The organism is Leifsonia virtsii (genome assembly GCF_030433675.1).
GTDB classification, from domain to species: domain Bacteria; phylum Actinomycetota; class Actinomycetes; order Actinomycetales; family Microbacteriaceae; genus Leifsonia; species Leifsonia virtsii.
Map to the genome: position 1 here is coordinate 391,576 of NZ_JAROCB010000004.1, position 18,637 is coordinate 410,212.

An 18,637-nucleotide genomic window follows, 5' to 3' on the forward strand; every position below is an offset into this window, starting at 1 on the left:
TGGCGGCCAGGCCCGTCGCGAACCAGGGACCGCCGATCCCTGGACGACCGCTCCGCTTCCTCCGCCCCCAGGACCCGCGCACGCTGGGGTCATGGACATCACAGGGAACACCGTCTTCATCCCCGGCGCCACCAGCGGCATCGGGCTCGCCCTCGCCGTCGCGCTGCACGAGCGCGGCAACACCGTCGTCGTCGGAGGACGGCGCACCGAGCTGCTCGAGCGGATCGCCGCGGAGCACCCCGGCATCGGCACCGTGCGCATCGACACCGCGGACCCGGAGAGCATCCGGTCGGCCGCGGCCGAGGTGCTCGCCGCCCACCCCGACCTCAACGTGCTGATCGCTATGGCGGGCATCATGCGGGCCGAGGACTGGCACACGCCCGCCGGCTTCCTCGATTCCGCCGAGGCGACCGTCACGACCAACGTCCTCGGGCCGATCCGGCTCATCGCCGCGTTCGTCGAGCACTTGCAGACCCGGCCGGACGCCACCATCGTCACCGTCTCTTCCGGGCTCGCCTTCGCGCCGCTGAAGGTCACGCCCAGCTACAACGCGAGCAAGGCGGCCATCCACATGCTCAGCGAGAGCATCCGCCTGCAGTTGGCCGACACGAGCGTGAAGGTCGTGGAGCTGGAGCCGCCGTCGGTCGCGACGGACCTCATGCCCGGTCAGCGCGAGAGCTCCTTCGCGATGCCGCTCGACGAGTTCGTCGCCGAGGTCATGCAGCTCATCGAGTCGCAGCCGGACGCGAAGGAGGTGCAGGTCGAGCGCGTCAAGTTCCTCCGTTACGGGGAGGCGCGCGGCGACTACGACCGGGTCGTCGAGGTGCTCAACGCATCCGACCCGCACGGCAAGGACGCGGCCTAGCGCCTGGCGCGCTCCACCTCGACGCCCAGCCACTCCGCGAGCCCCTCGATCGCCTGCTGCACGTCGTCGCGTGCGGTGGCGTCGAGGGGCTCGTCCTCGTGCACGGCGTCGACGCGCAGCACGCCGGCCTTGCGGTCGGCGGTGGCGTCGAGCTTGCCGACCAGCCGGTCGCCGTGCAGGATCGGCAGGGCGAAATAGCCCCAGCGGCGCTTCGCGGCCGGTTTGTACATCTCCAGCAGGTACTCGAAGCGGAACAGTTCCTGAGAGCGCACGCGGTCGTGGATGAGGCGGTCGAACGGCGACAGCAGGGCCGTGCGCCCCGAGAACGGCTGCCCCACCGCCTCCGGGTCGACCCGCCAGACCCGGTCGCTGCCCTCGACCCGTGCGGGCACGCCGGCGTCGCCGACGAGCTGCGGACGCGCGATGCCGAGCGCACGCAGGCGACGTTCGTCGCGCAGCGCTGCCGCCTCGGCCTCCGGCACCACTTCGATCTCGGCTGGGTAGACGCGCTCGGCCAGGTCCCACGTGCGCTGCCGGCCGATCCGGCCGGCGACGGCCACCTCGCCGCGCCCCTGCAGCAGCTCCAGCATGTGGGTGACGTTCTTGTCGTGCGTCCAGCCGGTCGAGGTCCACGGCACCTCCGCGGTGTCCGGGATGTCCTTCGACAGCAGCGGACCTGTGTCGCGCAACCGGTCGAGCACGTCGCGCCGGAACCGGGGATTGGCCTCCAGCCAGGCACGCCAGCCGCCGTGCGCGGGGCCCGAGGCCATGCGGTCGAGGTTGAGCGCCAGGTCGGAGACCGGACGGAGCATCGCGAACGGAGGCTGCACCGGGTCGTCCTGCGCCTTCAGCTCGTAGAGCGTCCTGTCGCGTTCGACCGCCGCCTGCAACTGCTCCGGGCGGTACGCGGCGCCGATCCTCGTGTAGGCGATGAGGTCGGCGCTCGGCGCGATCGCGGCCGTCGGGTCCAGCTGCAGGAAGGTGAGGTGCTCCACCAGCGGCACGAGCTCCGTCGGGCGGTCGGCGTCAAGACGCTGCGCACGTACGGCGATGCGGCGCGCTTCGTCCCGGTCGAGAGCGATCTCCATGCCAGAACGCTAGCGGGCGCGACCGACACCGCTCCCTCTTCCCCCGGTCTCGGTTCGGGGATAGCATCCACGAGCACGGTCACCGACGGCGTCGGAAGGGGCGATCATGCGGCGGGAACCACAGCGGATCGTCGGCTGATGGACCTCAACGAGGAGGATGCCGGCGGCGGTGCCACGCGCATCCAGCGGCGGCTGTGGCGGCACTGGGGAACGCCCGCGTCGATCTACGGGACCATCGTGTACGCGAGCGTCGTCGCTGCGGCGTCGGGGGAGCACGACGACCAGACCTCTGCCGTGCGGCTGCTCGTGTTCAGCCTCGTCAGCATCGTCGTGTTCTGGCTGGCGCACGTGTACTCCACTGCGCTCGGCTACCACGGCGACGCCGCGCGCCTGGGCGACCGGGTGAGCGCGTCGATCGGCCACGCATTGCGCGAGTCGGGCGGGATGCTGGAGGCGGCGATCGTGCCGAGCGTGCCGCTCCTACTGGCGGCGCTCGGAGTGCTGCCGGCGGACCTGGGCGTCGCCCTTGCGCTGTGGCTCACCGTCGTCATGCTCGCCGTGCTCGGCTACTCGGTGTTCCTCATGCGCGGGCGGCCATTCCTCGTCTGCCTGGTCGGCGCCCTCATCACCGGCGCGTTCGGGGTCGTCGTCATCCTGCTGAAGAGCGCGCTGCAGCACTGAGCGTGGAGGCAGCCCGCCGTCGGCGGTCGCGAGAGCTCAGCGGTCGGCGATCTCCGCGAGCAGCCGGCCGAGCTCGGTGGGTCGCGTGAACATCGGCCAGTGCCCGGTCGGCAGCTCGACGATGTCGAGCCGTTCCAGCCGCCCGACCTCCGCGAGGACGGGCGAGCCGCCGTCGACCCAGGAGCGGAGGTCGGCCGGCGTGAACTCGCAGGAGACGATCGTCGCGGGCACGGCCAGCCGGCGCGGGTCGTCGGCCAGCTCGATCGCGTCGCCCGGCACCGCGCCGGGCTCCGGGACGGCGCGGCGGCGGAACTCGTCGCGCTGCTCGTCGGTCAGGTCGATCAGGTCGGCGTCGTCGAACTCGTCCCACTCCAGCAGCTCGACCTCGCCGTCGACCGGCGTCATGTCGGGGGCGATCGCCTGGCCCGGGCCGAGCGGCCAGGAGTCGACGTAGACCGTGCGGGCGATCCGCTCGGGTCGCAGACTGGTCGCCGCGTACGACAGCGGGCCGCCGCCGGAGTGCCCGACCAGCACGACGTCGTGAGCCGACGGGTCGCCCACGCGGTCGATCTCCGCCACGATCGCGTCGACCTGCTCCTTCACGCCGATCGCACTGCGGTTGGCGTCGCGCGACTCCAGCCCGGGCAGCGTAATCGGGTGCGGATGGTGGCCCGCCTGCTCGAGAGCGGGCGTCACCTCGCTCCACGCGTCGGCGCCGAGCCAGAATCCGGGAACGAGGATGATCTCCATGCGACGACGCTATCCCGGGGGTCCGACATCAGAGCAGGGCCAGCCTCCCGACGATGCGGTCCACGCGGTTCCTGGGGCCGACCACGCTGACGGCGTAGTAAGGGAGAGCCTCGCCCTCGGTCGCCGTCACCGCCGCGAGGTACTCGTCGTAGACGCGCGTCTGCTGCGCCGCGGCCGGCATGTCGGCGACGAACACGTCATCGGCCGCCGCGGCCTTCGCCCGGATGGCGGCCAGCTGGGCGGCGGACGCACGCAGCACCGAGCAGCCCGCCCACGGAAGCCCGGGGTGCGTGCTGCCGTCGGCGTCCACCGCATCCGGGCCTAGCAGCCCCGCGACCCCGGCGGCGGTCGCGGCGGCGGTGCAGATCGCGGCGTTCGCGGCGAGCCCGGCCGGGAGCGATTCGTCGACGACGACCACCCACTTGAGGCGGGCGGACCGGGTCGGTGCGGAGGTGTCCACCTCGTCCGGTCGGAATCCGACTGCTGCGGTCATCGAGCATCCTTTCGTTCGGTCGATGAGCACTGAACCTAGCCTCTGCGCGCGAGAGTTGCTTAGAATCCGAACGATGTTCGGCGCACGGCCTAGAATCGCCGGTGTGGACGAACTTGATCGGGCGATCCTGCGGGAACTCCAGTCGGATGGGCGGCGCAGCAACCGGGATGTCGCGGCCGCGGTCGGCGTCTCCCCGAGCACCGCACTCGAACGCACGCGGGCGCTGCGGAGGCGCGGCATCATCCGCGGCGCCAGCCTCGACGTCGACCTGGCCGCGATCGGGCGACCGGTGCAGGCGCTAATCGCCGTGCGGGTGCGGCCGCCGTCGCGGCCGGTGATCGAGGGCTTCCGCGACTGGGTGGCCTCGCTGCCGGAGACCATCGGCGTGTTCGTGACCAGCGGCAACGAGGACTTCATCATCCACGTCGCCGTCGCCGACAACGACAGCCTCTACGCCTTCGTCATCGACCGGCTGACGCAGCGACGGGAGATCGCCGACGTGCGCACGTCGATCGTCTACGAGCACCTGCGCGACGGGAGCCCCGAACCGGTGGACTGACCCGCAGGCGGGACTACGATGTGCGGCACCGCATCCCTCGAGAGGAAGACCCCCATGCCCGCTCTGACCGACACCTTCACCCTGTCCAACGGCGTGACCATCCCCAAGATCGGCTTCGGCACCTGGCAGATCCCGGACGGGAACGAGACCTACGACTCCGTCCGCACCGCGCTCGACGCCGGCTACCGGCACATCGACACGGCCCGCGCCTACGGCAACGAGCAGAGCGTCGGCCGCGCGGTCCGCGACAGCGGCATCCCGCGCGAGGAGATCTTCATCACCACGAAGTGCCCCGCCGAGGTGAAGGACGCGGAGGGCGCCCGCCATGCATTCGAGCAGTCCACCAAGCTGCTCGACCTCGGGCCGATCGACCTCTACCTCATCCACGCGCCCTGGCCCTGGAACGCCATCGGCAGCGACCACCGCGCGGGGAACATCGAGGTCTGGAAGGTGTTCGAGGAGGTCTACGAGGAGGGTCTGACGCGCAGCATCGGCGTCAGCAACTTCGAGGTCGCCGACCTGGAGTCGCTCATCGACGCGACCGAGGTCGTGCCGCACGCCAACCAGATCCGCTGGTTCGTCGGCAACACCCAGCCGGAGACGACCGCGTTCAGCCACGAGCACGACATCCTCGTCGAGGGTTACTCGCCGCTCGCGACCGGCCGGCTGCTCGACAACGAGGACATCGCGCGCATCGCGGAGAAGTACGGCAAGTCGGTGGCGCAGGTCAGCATCCGCTACCTGCTGCAGAAGGACATCCTGCCGCTGCCGAAGTCGACCACTCCCGAGCGCATCCGCGAGAACGCCGACGTCGACTTCGAGCTGTCGCCGGAGGACGTGGCCACCCTCGACGCGCTGGACGCCGGGGACCGCTGAGCCGTCATTCGACGGTGAGGTACGCCGCGTAACCGGCGCAGGAGGCCCCGGTGTCGTCGCAGTGGTCCATGGGGCTGCCCTTGACATCGACGACGGCAGGGCCGGTCGGGAAGGTCGGAGGGACGGTGAGCGTCAGACGAAAGCTGCCGTCCTCCGTGACCGCCGTCGTGACCGGCGGCCCCGGCTGTCCCGGGTGGATGAGCCTCACCCGGTAGGTGTGCCCGCGCCCGTACCCGAGCGCGCAGTCCGCCGCCGGGCTCGAGACGGTGATGGACTCGCCGGGCGCGACGGTCTGCGGGCTCACCTGGAGACGGGCGGGCAGGCACCGCGGCGCAGACCGGCCCGACCAGTCGCGGTCCGACACCCCCACAGCCACGAGCGCTGCGACCACGGCGCCGAGCACACCCAGCGTGATGACCGTCCGCAGATGCCGCCGCACCGCCGCCGCCTCAGCGCCGCGAGGCGGCGAGGTTGATCGGGACGCCGTACTTCAGCTGAGTGGGGTCGCCCGCCATCCACGGGTTGAGCCAGAGCAGTTGAACCTCGGTGATCCCGAACCGTCGCGACACCATGTGGACGGTGTCGTACGGGTTCGGTACATAGCCGGTGATCTCGCCGTCCTCGATGGTGGTGGCACCGTGTGCGAAGGTCGCGACGCCGTGGTCGACCGCCTTCAGGCCGGGGTAGGGCGACGGCAGCGTCCAGGTGATGGGCGCAGCGGCGAGAACGGGCCCCTCGCCGGCGACGTTGACCTCCACCGAGTGCAGGAACGTCGGGTCGCCGAAGCTCACCTCGTCGCCGCCCAGCGGAAGGATCAGTTCGCCGTCGGCGGTCGCCGAGCCAAGATCGGAGACGAGGCTGAACGTGAGGTACTCGGTCGGGTCCGGGAGGCCGTCGTGCCGCGTCGTCGAGAGCACGATGTCGAAATCGGTGCTCGCGGTCGGCGCCGCGGCGGGGTCGTCCAGGCGCAGCCTCACCTCGATCCGGCCGGACGAGTCCACGACGATCGTGACCTTCCCGGTCGGGGGATGCTGCGCCCGCGGGTCGTCGAACGGCTCGTGGTCGATGCGCTGCAGGTCGCCCGTACCGATCGTCTGGCCCTTCTTGAGGAGCTGCGGCAGCTGATCCACCAGCGGCACCGGGCTCGGCGTCTCGGTCGGCGCGGCCGTCGTCGGTCTCGCCGCCTGCGCCGGCAGCAGCGAGCAGGCCGACAGTATCAGTCCGGCCACCCCCATCACCATGGCCGCAGCGATGCGACCCGCCCCCATTCGGATCATGTTCCGACCCTAGTGGATGCGCGCTCGCCGCATCCTGGAATAAAGGCGCCCCTCCTGCGTTGGACTTGAGTGCACAAGGCTCAACTTTGAGAAACAGGAGAACACGTGCCTGAGAACTTCACTCCCGACGGTGACGGCAGCAACTCGTTCGACGAGTTCCTTTCCCGGTACCTCGCGGGTGAGCGTGCGCGCAACGCACGCTCCATCGACATCAGCCGCTTCCTCAGCCGGCGCACCCAGGAGCTGCTGGCCGAGGCCGGCCGCTTCGCGCTGCAGCACGGGCACAGCGAGCTCGACGCCCTCCACGTCCTGCGTGTGATGGCCGAGCAGGAGCCCGCGTCCGACGCCATGCGCCGCATCGGCGTCGACCCGGCACGGGTCGCGCAGGCCGCCGAGTCGCGGCTCCCCGCCCCCGGCGACGTCATCCACGCCGACGGGGCCTCGATCACGGGCGCCCTGCAGCGCGCGCTGTTCCACGCGTACCAGGTGGCGCAGGCGTCCGGATCCACGTACATCGACCCCGAGCACCTCTTCTTCGCGCTCGTGATCGGCCGGGACGCCCCCGCCGGTCGCGTGCTGCAGTCCGCCGGCGTGACCCCCGAGGCCCTCACCGAGACGATGCGCGAGAGCGCCACCGTCGGAGCCGGGCAGCCGGGCGAGCAGGAGACTGCGGCGAGCGAGTCGCGGACCCCGATGCTCGACCAGTTCGGCACCGACCTGACCGCGCTCGCACGGGATGGCCGGCTCGACCCGGTCATCGGCCGGCTCGACGAGATCGAGCAGACGGTCGAGATCCTCTCCCGCCGCACCAAGAACAACCCGGTGCTGGTCGGCGAGGCCGGCGTCGGCAAGACCGCGATCGTGGAGGGCCTGGCCCGCGCGATCGTGGCGGGCGACGTCCCGGAGCAGCTGCAGAACAAGAAGGTCGTCTCGCTCGACCTCGCCGGCATGGTCGCGGGCACCCGCTACCGCGGCGACTTCGAGGAGCGGCTCACCAAGCTCATGGACGAGATCAGCGACGGCAAGGACGAGCTGATCGTGTTCATCGACGAGCTGCACACCGTCGTCGGCGCCGGGGGATCCGGCGAGTCGGGCGGCATGGACGCGGGCAACATCCTGAAGCCCCGCCTCGCCCGCGGCGACCTGCACCTGGTCGGCGCGACCACGCTCAAGGAGTACCGCCGCATCGAGAAGGACCCGGCGCTGGAGCGCCGCTTCCAGCCCGTGACCGTGGGTGAGCCGTCCGTCGAGGACGCCGTGCTCATCCTCGACGGCCTGCGCGGCGCCTACGAGGAGCACCACGGCGTCCAGTACACCCCGGACGCGATCCGCGCGGCCGTGGAGCTGTCCGACCGCTACATCTCCGACCGCTTCCTGCCGGACAAGGCCATCGACCTGATCGACCAGGCTGGCGCGCGTCTGCGCCTGTCGCTCGGCAAGCGCGTCGACACCTCCGCCCTGATGGAGCGCCTGGCCACGCTGGAGTCCGAGAAGAACTCCGCCGTCGCGGCCGAGCACTACGAGGAGGCGTCCCGTCTGCGCGACGAGATCGAGGACGTGCAGCGCCGGCTGGACGACCTCGCCACGGCTCCCCGTGTGGAGGCCGTGGTCGGGGAGCCCGAGATCGCGTCGATCGTGTCGCGTGCCACGGGCATCCCGGTGTCTCGCGTCGGCGAGGCCGACCGCGAGCGCCTGGCCCGGCTGGAGTCGGAGCTGCACGAGCGCGTCATCGGCCAGGACGACGCGGTCGTCGCGGTGGCGAAGGCCGTGCGGCGGAACCGCACCGGCCTCGGCGACGAGCGTCGCCCGGTCGGCAGCTTCCTCTTCCTCGGCCCGACCGGTGTCGGCAAGACCGAGCTGGCGAAGTCGCTCGCGTCGTCGCTGTTCGGTTCCGAGAAGGCGATGCTGCGGTTCGACATGAGCGAGTTCGGCGAGCGCCACACCGTCGCCCGCCTGGTCGGCGCCCCTCCCGGGTACGTCGGCTACGACGAGGCCGGTCAGCTGACCGAGCGCGTGCGCCGCAACCCGTACTCGGTGGTGCTGTTCGACGAGATCGAGAAGGCGCACCCGGACGTGTTCAACCTGCTGCTGCAGGTGCTCGATGATGGACGCCTCACCGATGGCCAGGGCCGCACGGTCGACTTCCGCAACACGGTCGTCATCATGACCTCGAACCTCGGTTCGGAGTTCCTGGCGTCCCGCAGCGGCGCGCTCGGCTTCGTGCCGGCCGGGTCGGACGGCTTCGCGTCGGAGAAGGACATCCGCGACCGCGTCATGGGGAAGCTCCGTGAGGCGATGCGTCCGGAGTTCCTGAACCGCATCGACGAGATCGTGCTGTTCCGCAAGCTCGACGCCGAGCAGCTGCGCGACATCGTGCGCCTGCTGCTGAACGCGACCGCCTCCCGGCTGTCCGCCCGTGACATCGCCTTCGAGGCGACGGATGCGGCGGTCGCCTGGATCGCGGAGGCCGGCTACGAGCCCGAGTACGGCGCCCGCCCGCTCCGCCGCGTCATCCAGCGCGAGGTGGACGACCGCATCGCCGACCTGATGGTCGGCGGCGAGGTCGAGGAGGGCGGCCGCGTGATCGTGGACGCCGCCGACGGCGCGCTCCGCGTCGCCGCGGCCCCCGCGTCCCTCCCGGTCGCGGCGTAACGCCCCGTCCCGCCCGTCACGAAGGCGCCGGCCCCTCCAGGGCCGGCGCCTTCGTCCGTCTGGATGACGCAACACGCCGCGCCGCAGTGTCGGGCGGCGGCGTGTCGTGGCAACTGGATGCCGGAACGCCGATGTACGCATCCTGAACACCTCCACACCGATGCACATGCAACCCCCTGGACTCGTCCAGGCTCGGCTGGTTGCCTAAAGGGCGTGCCCGTTCCTGATCGATCCCGCATGCCCTCGCGCCTGGCCGCCCTCGACGAGCGGCTGGAGCCCCTCAAGCGTTTCGAGTTCCGGCCCGCCCGCACCCGCGGAGGCCAGATCGCGCAGTTCCTGGGGCTCGCCCTCGTCGCGGCGGTGCTGAGCTCGCTGCTCGTGCTGCCCGGTTTCCTCGGCGCGGGCGCCACGGCCGCGGCCGGCGCCAACGACTTCAACGCCCTTCCGGCCGACCTGCACATCCAGCAGTTCGCGCAGAACTCGACCGTGTACGCGAAGCAGGGCGGTCAGGATGTGCCGATCGCCACCTTCTACGCGCAGAACCGGCAGGACGTCGGCTGGGACCAGATCGCGCAGACGGTCAAGGACGCGACGGTGTCCGCCGAGGACCCGCGGTTCTACTCCGAGGGCGCCGTCGACATCTGGGGCACCCTCCGCGGCGCGGTGTCGACAGTCGCCGGCGGCGACGTGCAGGGCGGCTCATCCATCACGCAGCAGTACGTGAAGAACGTCGAGGTCGAGAAGTGCGAGGCCCTGACCAGCCAGAAGAAGGTGGAGGCCTGCTACACGGACGCGGCCGGCGTCACCCTGCAGCGCAAGGTGCAGGAGATGCGCTATGCCGTGCAGGTCGAGAAGACGTACAGCAAGAAGCAGATCCTCACCGGCTACCTCAACGTCGTCGGCTTCGGCGGCCAGGTGTACGGCGTGCAGGCCGCGTCGCAGTACTACTTCAACACCACCGCCGCCAAGCTCGACCTGGCGCAGGCGGCCACGCTCGCAGCCATCCTGAACAACCCGGCGAACCTCCGCATCGACCAGCCGGACAACAAGGACAACGGCGCCGCGAACGGCTACAAGCTCACCAAGCAGCGCCGCGACTATGTGCTCGACCGCATGTACATCACGCACACCATCACGAAGCAGCAGCGGGACGCGGCGAAGGCGACCCCGATCGCGCCGACCATCACCCCGACCACGCAGGGGTGCGTCGCCGCGCAGCAGTACAACGCGGCGTTCTTCTGCGACTACGTGCGCGACGTCATCCTGAACGACCCGGCGTACGGCAAGACCGGAGACGAGCGCTGGCAGACCCTCAACCGCGGCGGCCTGAAGATCTACACCACCCTGAACCTCGACCTGCAGCAGGTCGCGCAGGCGTCGCTGAGCAAGTACATCCCGGGGTCGCGGCCCGGCATCGACCTCGGCGCCTCGAACGTCTCCCTGGAGCTCGGCACCGGACGCATCGTCACGATGGTGGAGAACCGCGCGTTCAACAACACCGACACCCCGGCGGACGGCACGACGGCGGTGAACTACAACACCGACGAGGACTACGGCGGGTCGCAGGGCTTCCAGACCGGCTCCACGTTCAAGGCGTTCGACCTGGCCGCGTGGCTGGAGGCCGGGCACAGCCTGTACGAGACGGTGAACGCGTCGCAGCACAACTTCCCCACCTCCGACTTCACCAACAGCTGCGCGAACATCGACGGCCCCAACTGGCAGGTCACCAACGACGAGGGGTCCGCCAGCCGGCTCTCCGTCATGTCGGCGACGGCGCAGTCCGTCAACACGGCGTTCGCCGAAATGGGCACGAAGGTCGACCTGTGCTCCATCCTGAACGCGGCGAAGGGGCTCGGCGTGCACCTGGCCTCCCCGAGCGAGAAGTGGGTGGAGACCCCCTCGCTGATCCTCGGCACGAACTACATCTCGCCGCTCACCATGGCGACCGCGTACGCCGGCATCGCCAACAACGGCACGGTGTGCACGCCGATCGCCATCGACCGCGTGGTGAACCCGGACGGCACCGACCACGCCGTGAGCAAGACCACCTGCACGCAGGGGATGAAGCCGGAGATCGCCGCGGGCGTCGCCTACGCCCTGCAGGGCGTCATCAAGGGCGGCGGGACGGCCGCGAGCGCGAACCCGTACGACGGAACGCCGATCCTGGCGAAGACCGGGACGACGGACGACTCGCTGCAGAACTGGCTGATCACGTCCACCACCAAGGTGGCGACGGCGACCTGGGTGGGCAACGTGTCCGGAAGCACCCCGCTGCGCTCGCTGAGCTTCAACGGCGTCGGCGGCGGCAACGTGAAGTTCTCGATCGCGAAGCCGATCCTGAAGGCGATCGACGCGCTCTACGGCGGCGACGACTTCGCCAAGCCGACCGATGCGGTGCTCTACGGCGACCAGGTCACGATGCCGGATGTCACGGGCAAGGCCCCGGATGTCGCGCAGAAGCTGCTGGAGGGCCTGGGCCTCGACGTCACGATCGACTCGACCCCGGTGGACAGCGACCAGCCGGCCGGGACCGTCGCGAGCAGCGACCCCCAGGCGGGCGCGTCGGTGAGCAACGGCGACTCGGTGACCCTCACGCTCAGCAACGGGTCGAAGGCCTCGGGCGGCTCGACGCCCGGCCCGACGCCCGGCGGCGGGACCACCCCCTCGCCCACGCCGAGTACCGGGAACGGGAACGGCGGTGGTGGAGGCGGCGGCAAGGGCAACGGCTGACCCGTCCGGTCCGTCCGGGTCATGTCAGGCCGCGGCGGTCTCCGCGCCGAGCCACGCCTCCAGGATGCGCTCCCGAAGGGCGGTGGACCGCTCGGCGAACCCGCGCTGCCGCCGCACGTACTCCGCCTTGCCCGCCGGGGTCTCGATCGCGACAGGCTCCGCGCCCCACGGCCGCATGTCGTACGGCGACGCCTGCATGTCGAGCAGCCGGATGTCGCGCGCCAGCTCGAACGCATCCAGCAGCAGCTCGCCCGGCACGAGCGGGCCGAGCTTCATCGCCCACTTGTAGACGTCCATCCCCGCGTGGAGGCAGCCGGGCTGCTCCAGCTGCGGCTGGGTCTCGCGGGTCGGCGTGTACTGGTTCAGCGGCACGGCGTCGGGCGTGAAGAAACGGAACGCGTCGATGTGGGTGCAGCGCAGCTCGTGCGACTCGACCACCGCATCCGTCGCCGCCTGGCCGAGCCGCAGGGGCACGGGATGCCGGTGCTCGTCCTGCCGGTACACCATCGCCCACTCGTGCAGGCCGAAGCAGCCGAACCGTCCCGGCCGGGCGGCCGTCGCCCGCAGGATGCGCTCGACGCCGCGCAGCAGCGGCGCCTTCTCCTGCTCCAGGGCCGCGCGATCCACCGTCAGCGATCCGGCTGCCTCGCCGGGGACGTACCAGCGCCAGGCCGCCCGCGGGTCGCCCGCAGCGCCGGCGAGCTCCACGCCGGGCCCCGGATGCCACCTCCGCAGCTGCGCGGGCGCGTACGAGTAGTAGGTGAACAGGAAGTCCCACACCGGGTGCTTCTCGCCGCGCGACGCCCGCTCGCGGTGGTCGGCCGTGAGCGCGTCGGCCCGCTCCGCGTGGGCGCGCTCGCGGGCGCGCCACACGGACTCGGGCAGCGTGACGCGCTCAGCGGCCGGGGTGGTCATCCTTCGAGGATACGTTCCAGCGGGTTGTCGCGGAGCTTGCGCTGCACACCGCCGTCGACCAGCCGCCGGGCGGACGTGCCCGGCTTGCGCTCCGCCTGGTCGGCGACGCACGCGCCGAACTCGGCCGCGAGCTCCAGCCGCGGGTACTGCGTCAGCACCTCGCGCTGGAACTCCAGCGGCAGCTCATCGGCCCGGGCGCCGGAGATGTCGAGGCCGGTGGCGATCTCGAGAAGGTGGCCTTCGGCGTCCATCCCGGGATCGACCTCCGGCCAGTTGTGCCGCACGATCACCTCGTGCGCGCGGGTGCGCCGCGCGGGCTCCCAGCCGGCGCCGGCCGTCAGCGCGACCGCGACGTGCCCGGCGGCGTCCTCGTAGGCGAGGGTCGCGTTGTCGAACTCGGGCACGATGCCGAGGTCGTGCAGCAGCGCGGAGACGTACAGCAGCTCGTGGTCGGCGCGCCCGGCGAGCCCGCGCTGCACGGCGAAGCCTTCGGCCCACAGCCACGACCGCTGCACGTGGTTCAGCAGCGACGGCGAGTGGTAGGCGGTCGCGATCTGCAGGGCCGCGCGGGCCGCGGCGGTGTCGGGACGATCGAAGTCGGCGATGCGCATGCGTCCATCCTCCCAGGCGTGGAGGGAGTCAGGATCCGGGATGCAGCACCGCGATGCCGGTCGGCGGCGCGCTTTCCGCGGTCTCCAGCAGCCGGGCCGCCTCGGCGAACCCGACGGCTCCGCCCACGAGGTCCTGCGGGCGCAGCCGGCCGGAGGCGACCAGCTGCAGCATGGCCGGGTAGTCGGCCGCGGCCATGCCGTGGCTGCCGAGCACCTCGAGCTCCCACCCGATCACGCGGTCGAGGGGGAGGTCGGGGACGGCCGTGGCGAGCAGGCCCACCTGCACGTGCCGGCCTTGACGGCGCAGGGAGAGCACGCCCGCCCGCGCGGTGTCGGCCGAGCCCACGGCGTCGACCGTCGCGTGCGCGCCGCCGCCGGTCGCCGCGACGACCGCCTCCGGCGCGTCCTCGCCGGCGAGCACCGTCTGCTCGGCGCCGAGCCGCGCCGCGAGGTCGAGGGCGCCGGGGGAGCGGTCGACCGCGACGACCCGGGCGCCGAGCGCGGTGGCGATCATCACGGCGCTGAGTCCGACGCCGCCCGCGCCGTAGACGGCCAGCCACTCGCCGGGCTGGATGCGCGCCCGCGCCGTCACCGCCCGGTACGCCGTCGCGAACCGGCAGCCGAGGCTCGCGGCGGCCGCCGCATCCAGGCCGTCGGGGATGCGGACCAGGTTGGTGTCGGCGGCGCGCACGGTCACCAGCTCGGCGTGCGAGCCCCAGTGGGTGAACCCCGGCTGGGTCTGCTGCGGGCACACCTGCGCCGCGCCCGCGAGGCACCACTCGCACCGGCCGCAGCCGTTCACGAACGGCGCCGTGACCCGGTCGCCCACCCGCCAGCGGGCGACCCCGTTGCCGACCGCGGCGACCACACCGGCGAACTCGTGGCCCGGCACGTGCGGCAGTCGCACCGTGTCGTCGTGACCCACCCAGGCGTGCCAGTCGCTGCGGCAGAGGCCGGAGGCCTCCACGCGCACCACGGCGCCGCCCTCCGGCGCCTCCGGGTCGGGGAGGTCGGCGACGGTCACCGGGCCGCCGAACCGCTCGTAGTACAGGGCCTTCATTCGTCCTCCTCGATCGTCCCGGTCAGCAGCCGCACCGCCGGCCGGTCGGCCTCGGCCCAGTCCAACCCGCCCAGCTCCGCGGGCGGCAGCCAGCGCAGGGCATCGTGGTCGGTGCTGGACGCGGGAGCCGGGCCGTCCAGAGTGCAGTCGTAGCAGGCGAGGTCGATAGCGCGGCCGTCCGCGCGCACCGTCACACTGCGGTCGAGCAGCGCGCCGACGTGGATGCCCACCCCGAGCTCCTCGCGCACCTCGCGCGCGAGCGCGGCGGCCGGCACCTCGCCGGGCTCGACCTTGCCGCCCGGGAACTCCCACTGGCCGGCGGCGTCCCTCCCGGGCGCGCGGCGGCAGACCAGCACCCTGCCGCCGTCGCGGAGGACGGCGGCGACGACGAGAATCGGCTGCACCACTCCATCCTGCCCTCCCGCCGGGGTCGCTTCCGCACCGCTAGCATCCAGATATGTCGCAGACGCCGCCGGTACGCCGCCCGTGGGTGGTCACGGGATTCGTCGCGAGCCTGATCGTGCAACTGGCGATGGTGGTCGTCGGCGTGTGGGTCGTCGTGTTCGTGGAGGACGACACCTCGACCCTGCTGCTCCTCACCCTGTGGTGCGCGATCGGGACGCTCTACGAGCTCGCCGTGCTCATCATCCTGGGCCGCATCGCACAGCAGCGCGTGACCGACGGCCGCCGTCCCGCGCGCTGGGAGACCGGGCGCGTCGCCCGTCTGGTGTCGATGACGGCGACGATCCTGGCCAGCCTGGTCGGCTTCACCGCCGCGTTCGAGGTGCTCGGCCCGCACAACGACGCCGATGTCGGCTCCCTGATGGACATCGTGGGGGTCTGGGCGATGCTGCTGGCGTGGGGCTTCTTCCACTGGGGGTTCGCGCAGATCTACTACCAGCGCTACTGGTCGGCGGACGAGCCGATGCTGCGCTTCCCCGGCACCGAGCATCCCCGGTTCATCGACTTCGTGTACTTCGCCTACACGCTCGGCACCACGTTCGCGGCCTCCGACGTGGAGGTGCTCAGCACCAGGATGCGCTGGACGATCGTCTGGCACTCGGTGCTGAGCTACTTCTTCAACGGCCTCATCATCGTGCTCGCGCTGAACACGATCATGTCGGGCGCGAAGTAGCGGCTAGAGCAGCGTCTCCACGCCGATCCGGACGCGGTCCCCGAGCTCGACGCCCTCCGCGCGCCGCACGGCGCTCTTGATCGGCACGACGTAGGTGCCGTCGGACTCCGGGAAGATGGAGGTCGACCAGCGCGAGGCGCCCAGCGTCACCTGCACCTTCACCGAGTCGAAGCCGGCGGGCGGGTGCGGCTGCAGCCGGATCTCCTCCGACACCTCCAGCGGCAGCCGGGCGAACACCCACAGCTCGCGTCGCGACGCCCAGCGGAAGAGCTCCGCCTCGAATTCGTAGCGGTAACCGGCCATGTCCGCCAAACTACCGGAAGCGGCCGACACCGGCGCGGCCGCACAGCCGCGAGGAGTACGAATGGCCACACGCCCCGGATCGGTCACGTTCGTGGCCGTCCTCACCTACCTCAACGGCGCCCTCGACGTCATCGGCGGCGTCATTCTGCTGATCGCCCGCGACCAGGTCGCCGGAGGCGGCAACTCCGCGGCGATCACCACGTCGGCGATCGTCTCCATCCTGCTCGGGATCGTCACGGTGGTCGTCGCGCGGGGGCTCCTGCGCGGGAGCACGGTGTCGCGCGCGCTCGTCGCGGTCGTCATGGTCATCGACATCCTGAACGGCGTGCTGCTGCTGTTCACATCGCAGGTCGTCACCGGCGTCATCCAGATCCTGTGGTCGATCCTCATCGTCGCGCTGCTGTTCACACGCCGAGCGAACGCGTTCTTCACAGGTCGCTGAACCGCGGGCTCCGATCGGACAGAATAGAGGGGGCGCCGGTTCCGGCGCCTTCGTTCGAGGAGTTCCATGCGCTGGCCGAGGTGGTTCCGCACGCGTGCTGAGAAGACGACGCGCACGCGTCCCTTCGATGAGACAGCCCTGCCCGAACCCGTCGCGCCGACGCTGGAGCAGTCCGTCGAGGAGGGCATGCTTCTCGCGGAATACGCCACCCGCATGTCGGTGAAGAACCACATCGTGGTCGACACCATCCAGTACGGCAACTCCTACGACCCGGTGATGCACTCGATGGAGGCCGCGGCGATGCTGCGCGAGCTGGCCAGCGAGCAGGGCGTGGCCGCCGGCCGCATCGAGGAGGAGCTGGAGGCGGCAGAGAAGCTCGGCGGCGACGCCATGCACCCGCACGACTACCGCAAGGTCGACGTCGACAACCTGCGGCTGCGTCGGGATGCGGCGGTCGCCCTCGCGGCGGCGCTGCGCGCGAAGGCGGACTCGCCCGAAGAGCTGGAGGCCCTCGTCGAACGCGGCAGGAACGACGCGTGGGACGAGGTGCGCCGCGCCATCGAGGCCGGCCTCGACGCGTTCTCCGGCGCGGAGGCGCTCAAGGCCGACTACGAGCGGGAGAAGCCGGCGCGGCTGAAGCTGCTCATCTGGCGCGACCTCGCGCGCCTCGAGGAGCAGCGCACCGGCTACTGACCGCGGAGGCTCACCGGCGGGACCAGGTCGCCGACCTCCGAGCGCACCCAGACGTCCCCGGTCCGTCGTTTCTCCTCGTGCGTGCTGAAGCGGTAGAGGAACATCCGCGCCCGCACCGCACGCGGCCGCTCCCCGTCGAAGGGGTCCCGCCGCAGCAGACGCAGGGTGGGGGCGTCCGCCTCCAGCAGCCGCAGCAGGAACACTTCGAACCAGGGCGAGTCGCGCGAGCCGAGCGCGAGGAACCACATCAGCCAGTCCAGCCGCAGGTGGTACGGCGCGTACTGCCGGGGGACGCGACGCGGATCTCCCGGCTTGCCTTTGAAGGCGTACTCCCGCCACTGCGCGTCCGGGTCGTGCGGGTCATCGGCGGTGCCCTCGACGACCACCTCGTAGCGTTCCTTGGTGACGCTGCCGAAGGCGCCGTAGGCGTTCACCAGGTGCCAGCGGTTGAAGCTGGCGTTCATCAGCTGCCGCCGGGCGAACAGGTTCCTCAGCGGCGGCCAGCTCAGCACGACCAGGAAGACGGTCGCGGCCAGCGCGATCACGGCGTACCAGAGCGGGACGCCGGATGCGCCGATACCGCCGACCGCGGCGCCCCCGAGCAGCCACGACCAGACGCCGTCGGAGATTCCGGCGAAGGCGAGGACGATCGTGATCCAGTTCAGCCACGCGAAGTTGCCGGTGAGCACCAGCCAGAGCTGGGTGAGAATCATGATCGCCGCTGCGACGCTCGCGATCGGCTGCGGGAAGAACAGGAACCAGGGCACGACCAGCTGCGCGAAGTGGTTGCCGAGCACCTCCACGCGGTGCCACCACTTCGGCAGCAGGTGCGCCGTGCGGCTGAGCGGGTTCGGCATCGGCTGCGTCTCGTGGTGGTAGAACAGCGCGGTCAGGTCGCGCCACGAGCGGTCGCCGCGCATCTTGATCATCCCGGCGCCGAACTCCAGCCGGAACACGAGCCAGCGCACGAAGAAGACGATCGTGATCGGGGGAGCCGTGTCCCACGCTCCGAGGAACGCCACCACGAAGCCGGCCTCGCACAGCAGGCTCTCCCAGCCGAAGCCGTAGAAGGTCTGCCCGACGTTCACGATCGACAGGTAGAGGAACCACACGATCAGGAACACCGGCACGAACACGTAGCTCGGCGCGAGCTGCACGACGCCGACGACGATCAGCGCGGAGAGCACCACGCCCGTCCACGCCACCACCCGGAGCAGCCCGTCGGTGTACCTCAGCCGGAACAGCGTCGGCTGCTTCCGGGCGTACGGATGCCGCAGGAACCGCGGCGCGGGCAGCAGACCGTGCTCGCCGAGCAGCGCCGGGAACTGGTTCGCGGCCTGCACGAACGCGATCAGGAACAGCGCCGCGACACCCCTCTCCAGGATCTCGCGGGCGATCGTGTAGTCGTCGCCCGCAAGCCACCCGGTCAGCCAGGCAGGGAACTCCATCACGGCACCTCCCCTCGGCACCACCTCGCCGTCGGGACGCGTTCACCGTACGCCCGGCG

General features: G+C 71.2%; 20 protein-coding genes. 9 read left to right on the forward strand and 11 right to left on the reverse strand.

The window, feature by feature from the left end; genetic code table 11:
* Positions 1 to 91 precede the first annotated feature (91 nt).
* Positions 92 to 865, forward strand: coding sequence for an SDR family oxidoreductase (locus P5G59_RS15980; RefSeq protein ID WP_301219996.1), 774 nt, complete (start codon positions 92 to 94; stop codon positions 863 to 865).
* Here P5G59_RS15980 and P5G59_RS15985 read toward each other — a convergent pair.
* Positions 862 to 1,953, reverse strand: coding sequence for a DNA glycosylase AlkZ-like family protein (locus tag P5G59_RS15985; protein WP_301219997.1), 1,092 nt, complete (start codon positions 1,951 to 1,953; stop codon positions 862 to 864). The genes P5G59_RS15980 and P5G59_RS15985 overlap by 4 nt on opposite strands.
* 138 nt (positions 1,954 to 2,091) lie before the next feature.
* Between P5G59_RS15985 and P5G59_RS15990 the strand changes: the two genes are divergently transcribed.
* The gene (locus tag P5G59_RS15990; protein ID WP_301219998.1) at positions 2,092 to 2,634 is read left to right on the forward strand and encodes a hypothetical protein; all 543 of its coding nucleotides are present in this window, start codon (positions 2,092 to 2,094) and stop codon (positions 2,632 to 2,634) included.
* 36 nt (positions 2,635 to 2,670) lie between these two features.
* On the opposite strand, the gene P5G59_RS15995 is transcribed toward P5G59_RS15990, so the two are convergent.
* Positions 2,671 to 3,384: an alpha/beta fold hydrolase gene (locus P5G59_RS15995; RefSeq protein ID WP_301219999.1), complete on the reverse strand. Its 714-nt coding sequence runs from the start codon at positions 3,382 to 3,384 to the stop codon at positions 2,671 to 2,673.
* A gap of 28 nt (positions 3,385 to 3,412) precedes the next feature.
* A complete protein-coding gene (locus tag P5G59_RS16000) occupies positions 3,413 to 3,877 on the reverse strand; it encodes a DUF2000 domain-containing protein (protein WP_301220000.1) in 465 nt (154 codons plus the stop codon).
* Positions 3,878 to 3,980: 103 nt separating this feature from the next.
* Here P5G59_RS16000 and P5G59_RS16005 point away from each other — a divergent pair, with 103 nt between their 5' ends.
* Entirely contained in the window at positions 3,981 to 4,436 is a 456-nt protein-coding gene (locus P5G59_RS16005) for an Lrp/AsnC family transcriptional regulator (RefSeq protein ID WP_301220001.1), read from the forward strand.
* 54 nt (positions 4,437 to 4,490) lie between these two features.
* A complete protein-coding gene (locus tag P5G59_RS16010; protein ID WP_301220002.1) occupies positions 4,491 to 5,312 on the forward strand; it encodes an aldo/keto reductase in 822 nt (273 codons plus the stop codon).
* A 4-nt stretch (positions 5,313 to 5,316) separates the two neighbouring features.
* On the opposite strand, the gene P5G59_RS16015 is transcribed toward P5G59_RS16010, so the two are convergent.
* Positions 5,317 to 5,751, reverse strand: a complete 435-nt coding sequence (locus tag P5G59_RS16015) for a hypothetical protein (RefSeq protein ID WP_301220003.1) — start codon at positions 5,749 to 5,751, stop codon at positions 5,317 to 5,319.
* A gap of 10 nt (positions 5,752 to 5,761) precedes the next feature.
* On the reverse strand, positions 5,762 to 6,589 hold the full coding sequence (locus P5G59_RS16020; protein ID WP_301220004.1) for a hypothetical protein: 828 nt from the start codon (positions 6,587 to 6,589) through the stop codon (positions 5,762 to 5,764).
* 105 nt (positions 6,590 to 6,694) lie between these two features.
* On the opposite strand from P5G59_RS16020, the gene P5G59_RS16025 reads away from it, so the two are divergent.
* A complete protein-coding gene (locus P5G59_RS16025) occupies positions 6,695 to 9,241 on the forward strand; it encodes an ATP-dependent Clp protease ATP-binding subunit (RefSeq protein WP_301220005.1) in 2,547 nt (848 codons plus the stop codon).
* 237 nt (positions 9,242 to 9,478) lie between these two features.
* A complete protein-coding gene (locus P5G59_RS16030; protein ID WP_301220006.1) occupies positions 9,479 to 11,971 on the forward strand; it encodes a transglycosylase domain-containing protein in 2,493 nt (830 codons plus the stop codon).
* Positions 11,972 to 11,995: 24 nt separating this feature from the next.
* Here P5G59_RS16030 and P5G59_RS16035 read toward each other — a convergent pair whose 3' ends face one another.
* From P5G59_RS16035 to P5G59_RS16050, 4 genes are read right to left on the reverse strand one after another with little or no spacing between them, the layout of a single operon-like run.
* Entirely contained in the window at positions 11,996 to 12,886 is an 891-nt protein-coding gene (locus P5G59_RS16035; RefSeq protein ID WP_301220007.1) for a 3-methyladenine DNA glycosylase, read from the reverse strand.
* Positions 12,883 to 13,497, reverse strand: a complete 615-nt coding sequence (locus P5G59_RS16040) for an HD domain-containing protein (RefSeq protein ID WP_301220008.1) — start codon at positions 13,495 to 13,497, stop codon at positions 12,883 to 12,885. The genes P5G59_RS16035 and P5G59_RS16040 overlap by 4 nt, the downstream gene beginning before the upstream one ends.
* 28 nt (positions 13,498 to 13,525) lie before the next feature.
* A complete protein-coding gene (locus P5G59_RS16045) occupies positions 13,526 to 14,557 on the reverse strand; it encodes a zinc-dependent alcohol dehydrogenase family protein (protein WP_301220009.1) in 1,032 nt (343 codons plus the stop codon).
* On the reverse strand, positions 14,554 to 14,961 hold the full coding sequence (locus P5G59_RS16050) for a (deoxy)nucleoside triphosphate pyrophosphohydrolase (protein WP_301220010.1): 408 nt from the start codon (positions 14,959 to 14,961) through the stop codon (positions 14,554 to 14,556). Before P5G59_RS16050 ends, P5G59_RS16045 begins: the two co-directional genes overlap by 4 nt.
* A gap of 53 nt (positions 14,962 to 15,014) precedes the next feature.
* Between P5G59_RS16050 and P5G59_RS16055 the strand changes: the two genes are divergently transcribed.
* The gene (locus tag P5G59_RS16055; RefSeq protein WP_301220011.1) at positions 15,015 to 15,692 is read left to right on the forward strand and encodes a DUF1345 domain-containing protein; all 678 of its coding nucleotides are present in this window, start codon (positions 15,015 to 15,017) and stop codon (positions 15,690 to 15,692) included.
* A 3-nt stretch (positions 15,693 to 15,695) separates the two neighbouring features.
* On the opposite strand, the gene P5G59_RS16060 is transcribed toward P5G59_RS16055, so the two are convergent.
* Positions 15,696 to 15,995, reverse strand: coding sequence for a DUF1905 domain-containing protein (locus P5G59_RS16060; protein ID WP_301220013.1), 300 nt, complete (start codon positions 15,993 to 15,995; stop codon positions 15,696 to 15,698).
* A gap of 61 nt (positions 15,996 to 16,056) precedes the next feature.
* Here P5G59_RS16060 and P5G59_RS16065 point away from each other — a divergent pair, with 61 nt between their 5' ends.
* Both P5G59_RS16065 and P5G59_RS16070 read left to right on the forward strand, forming a co-directional pair.
* Complete coding sequence (locus P5G59_RS16065) at positions 16,057 to 16,437, forward strand: DUF7144 family membrane protein (RefSeq protein WP_301220014.1); 381 nt, start codon at positions 16,057 to 16,059, stop codon at positions 16,435 to 16,437.
* Positions 16,438 to 16,503: 66 nt separating this feature from the next.
* Positions 16,504 to 17,130 (forward strand): hypothetical protein, encoded by a 627-nt coding sequence (locus tag P5G59_RS16070; RefSeq protein WP_301220015.1) that lies wholly within the window; start codon positions 16,504 to 16,506, stop codon positions 17,128 to 17,130.
* On the opposite strand, the gene P5G59_RS16075 is transcribed toward P5G59_RS16070, so the two are convergent.
* Positions 17,124 to 18,578: a lipase maturation factor family protein gene (locus P5G59_RS16075; protein WP_301220016.1), complete on the reverse strand. Its 1,455-nt coding sequence runs from the start codon at positions 18,576 to 18,578 to the stop codon at positions 17,124 to 17,126. The two genes, P5G59_RS16070 and P5G59_RS16075, sit on opposite strands and share 7 nt — an antisense overlap.
* Positions 18,579 to 18,637: the final 59 nt, after the last annotated feature.

Coding starts and splice junctions, on each gene's coding strand:
- P5G59_RS15980 (WP_301219996.1), top strand. CDS start 92: ATGGACATCACAGGGAACACCGTCTTCATCCCCGGCGCCACCAGCGGC.
- P5G59_RS15985 (WP_301219997.1), bottom strand. CDS start 1,953: ATGGAGATCGCTCTCGACCGGGACGAAGCGCGCCGCATCGCCGTACGT.
- P5G59_RS15990 (WP_301219998.1), top strand. CDS start 2,092: ATGGACCTCAACGAGGAGGATGCCGGCGGCGGTGCCACGCGCATCCAG.
- P5G59_RS15995 (WP_301219999.1), bottom strand. CDS start 3,384: ATGGAGATCATCCTCGTTCCCGGATTCTGGCTCGGCGCCGACGCGTGG.
- P5G59_RS16000 (WP_301220000.1), bottom strand. CDS start 3,877: ATGACCGCAGCAGTCGGATTCCGACCGGACGAGGTGGACACCTCCGCA.
- P5G59_RS16010 (WP_301220002.1), top strand. CDS start 4,491: ATGCCCGCTCTGACCGACACCTTCACCCTGTCCAACGGCGTGACCATC.
- P5G59_RS16020 (WP_301220004.1), bottom strand. CDS start 6,589: ATGATCCGAATGGGGGCGGGTCGCATCGCTGCGGCCATGGTGATGGGG.
- P5G59_RS16030 (WP_301220006.1), top strand. CDS start 9,479: ATGCCCTCGCGCCTGGCCGCCCTCGACGAGCGGCTGGAGCCCCTCAAG.
- P5G59_RS16035 (WP_301220007.1), bottom strand. CDS start 12,886: ATGACCACCCCGGCCGCTGAGCGCGTCACGCTGCCCGAGTCCGTGTGG.
- P5G59_RS16040 (WP_301220008.1), bottom strand. CDS start 13,497: ATGCGCATCGCCGACTTCGATCGTCCCGACACCGCCGCGGCCCGCGCG.
- P5G59_RS16045 (WP_301220009.1), bottom strand. CDS start 14,557: ATGAAGGCCCTGTACTACGAGCGGTTCGGCGGCCCGGTGACCGTCGCC.
- P5G59_RS16055 (WP_301220011.1), top strand. CDS start 15,015: ATGTCGCAGACGCCGCCGGTACGCCGCCCGTGGGTGGTCACGGGATTC.
- P5G59_RS16060 (WP_301220013.1), bottom strand. CDS start 15,995: ATGGCCGGTTACCGCTACGAATTCGAGGCGGAGCTCTTCCGCTGGGCG.
- P5G59_RS16065 (WP_301220014.1), top strand. CDS start 16,057: ATGGCCACACGCCCCGGATCGGTCACGTTCGTGGCCGTCCTCACCTAC.
- P5G59_RS16070 (WP_301220015.1), top strand. CDS start 16,504: ATGCGCTGGCCGAGGTGGTTCCGCACGCGTGCTGAGAAGACGACGCGC.
- P5G59_RS16075 (WP_301220016.1), bottom strand. CDS start 18,578: ATGGAGTTCCCTGCCTGGCTGACCGGGTGGCTTGCGGGCGACGACTAC.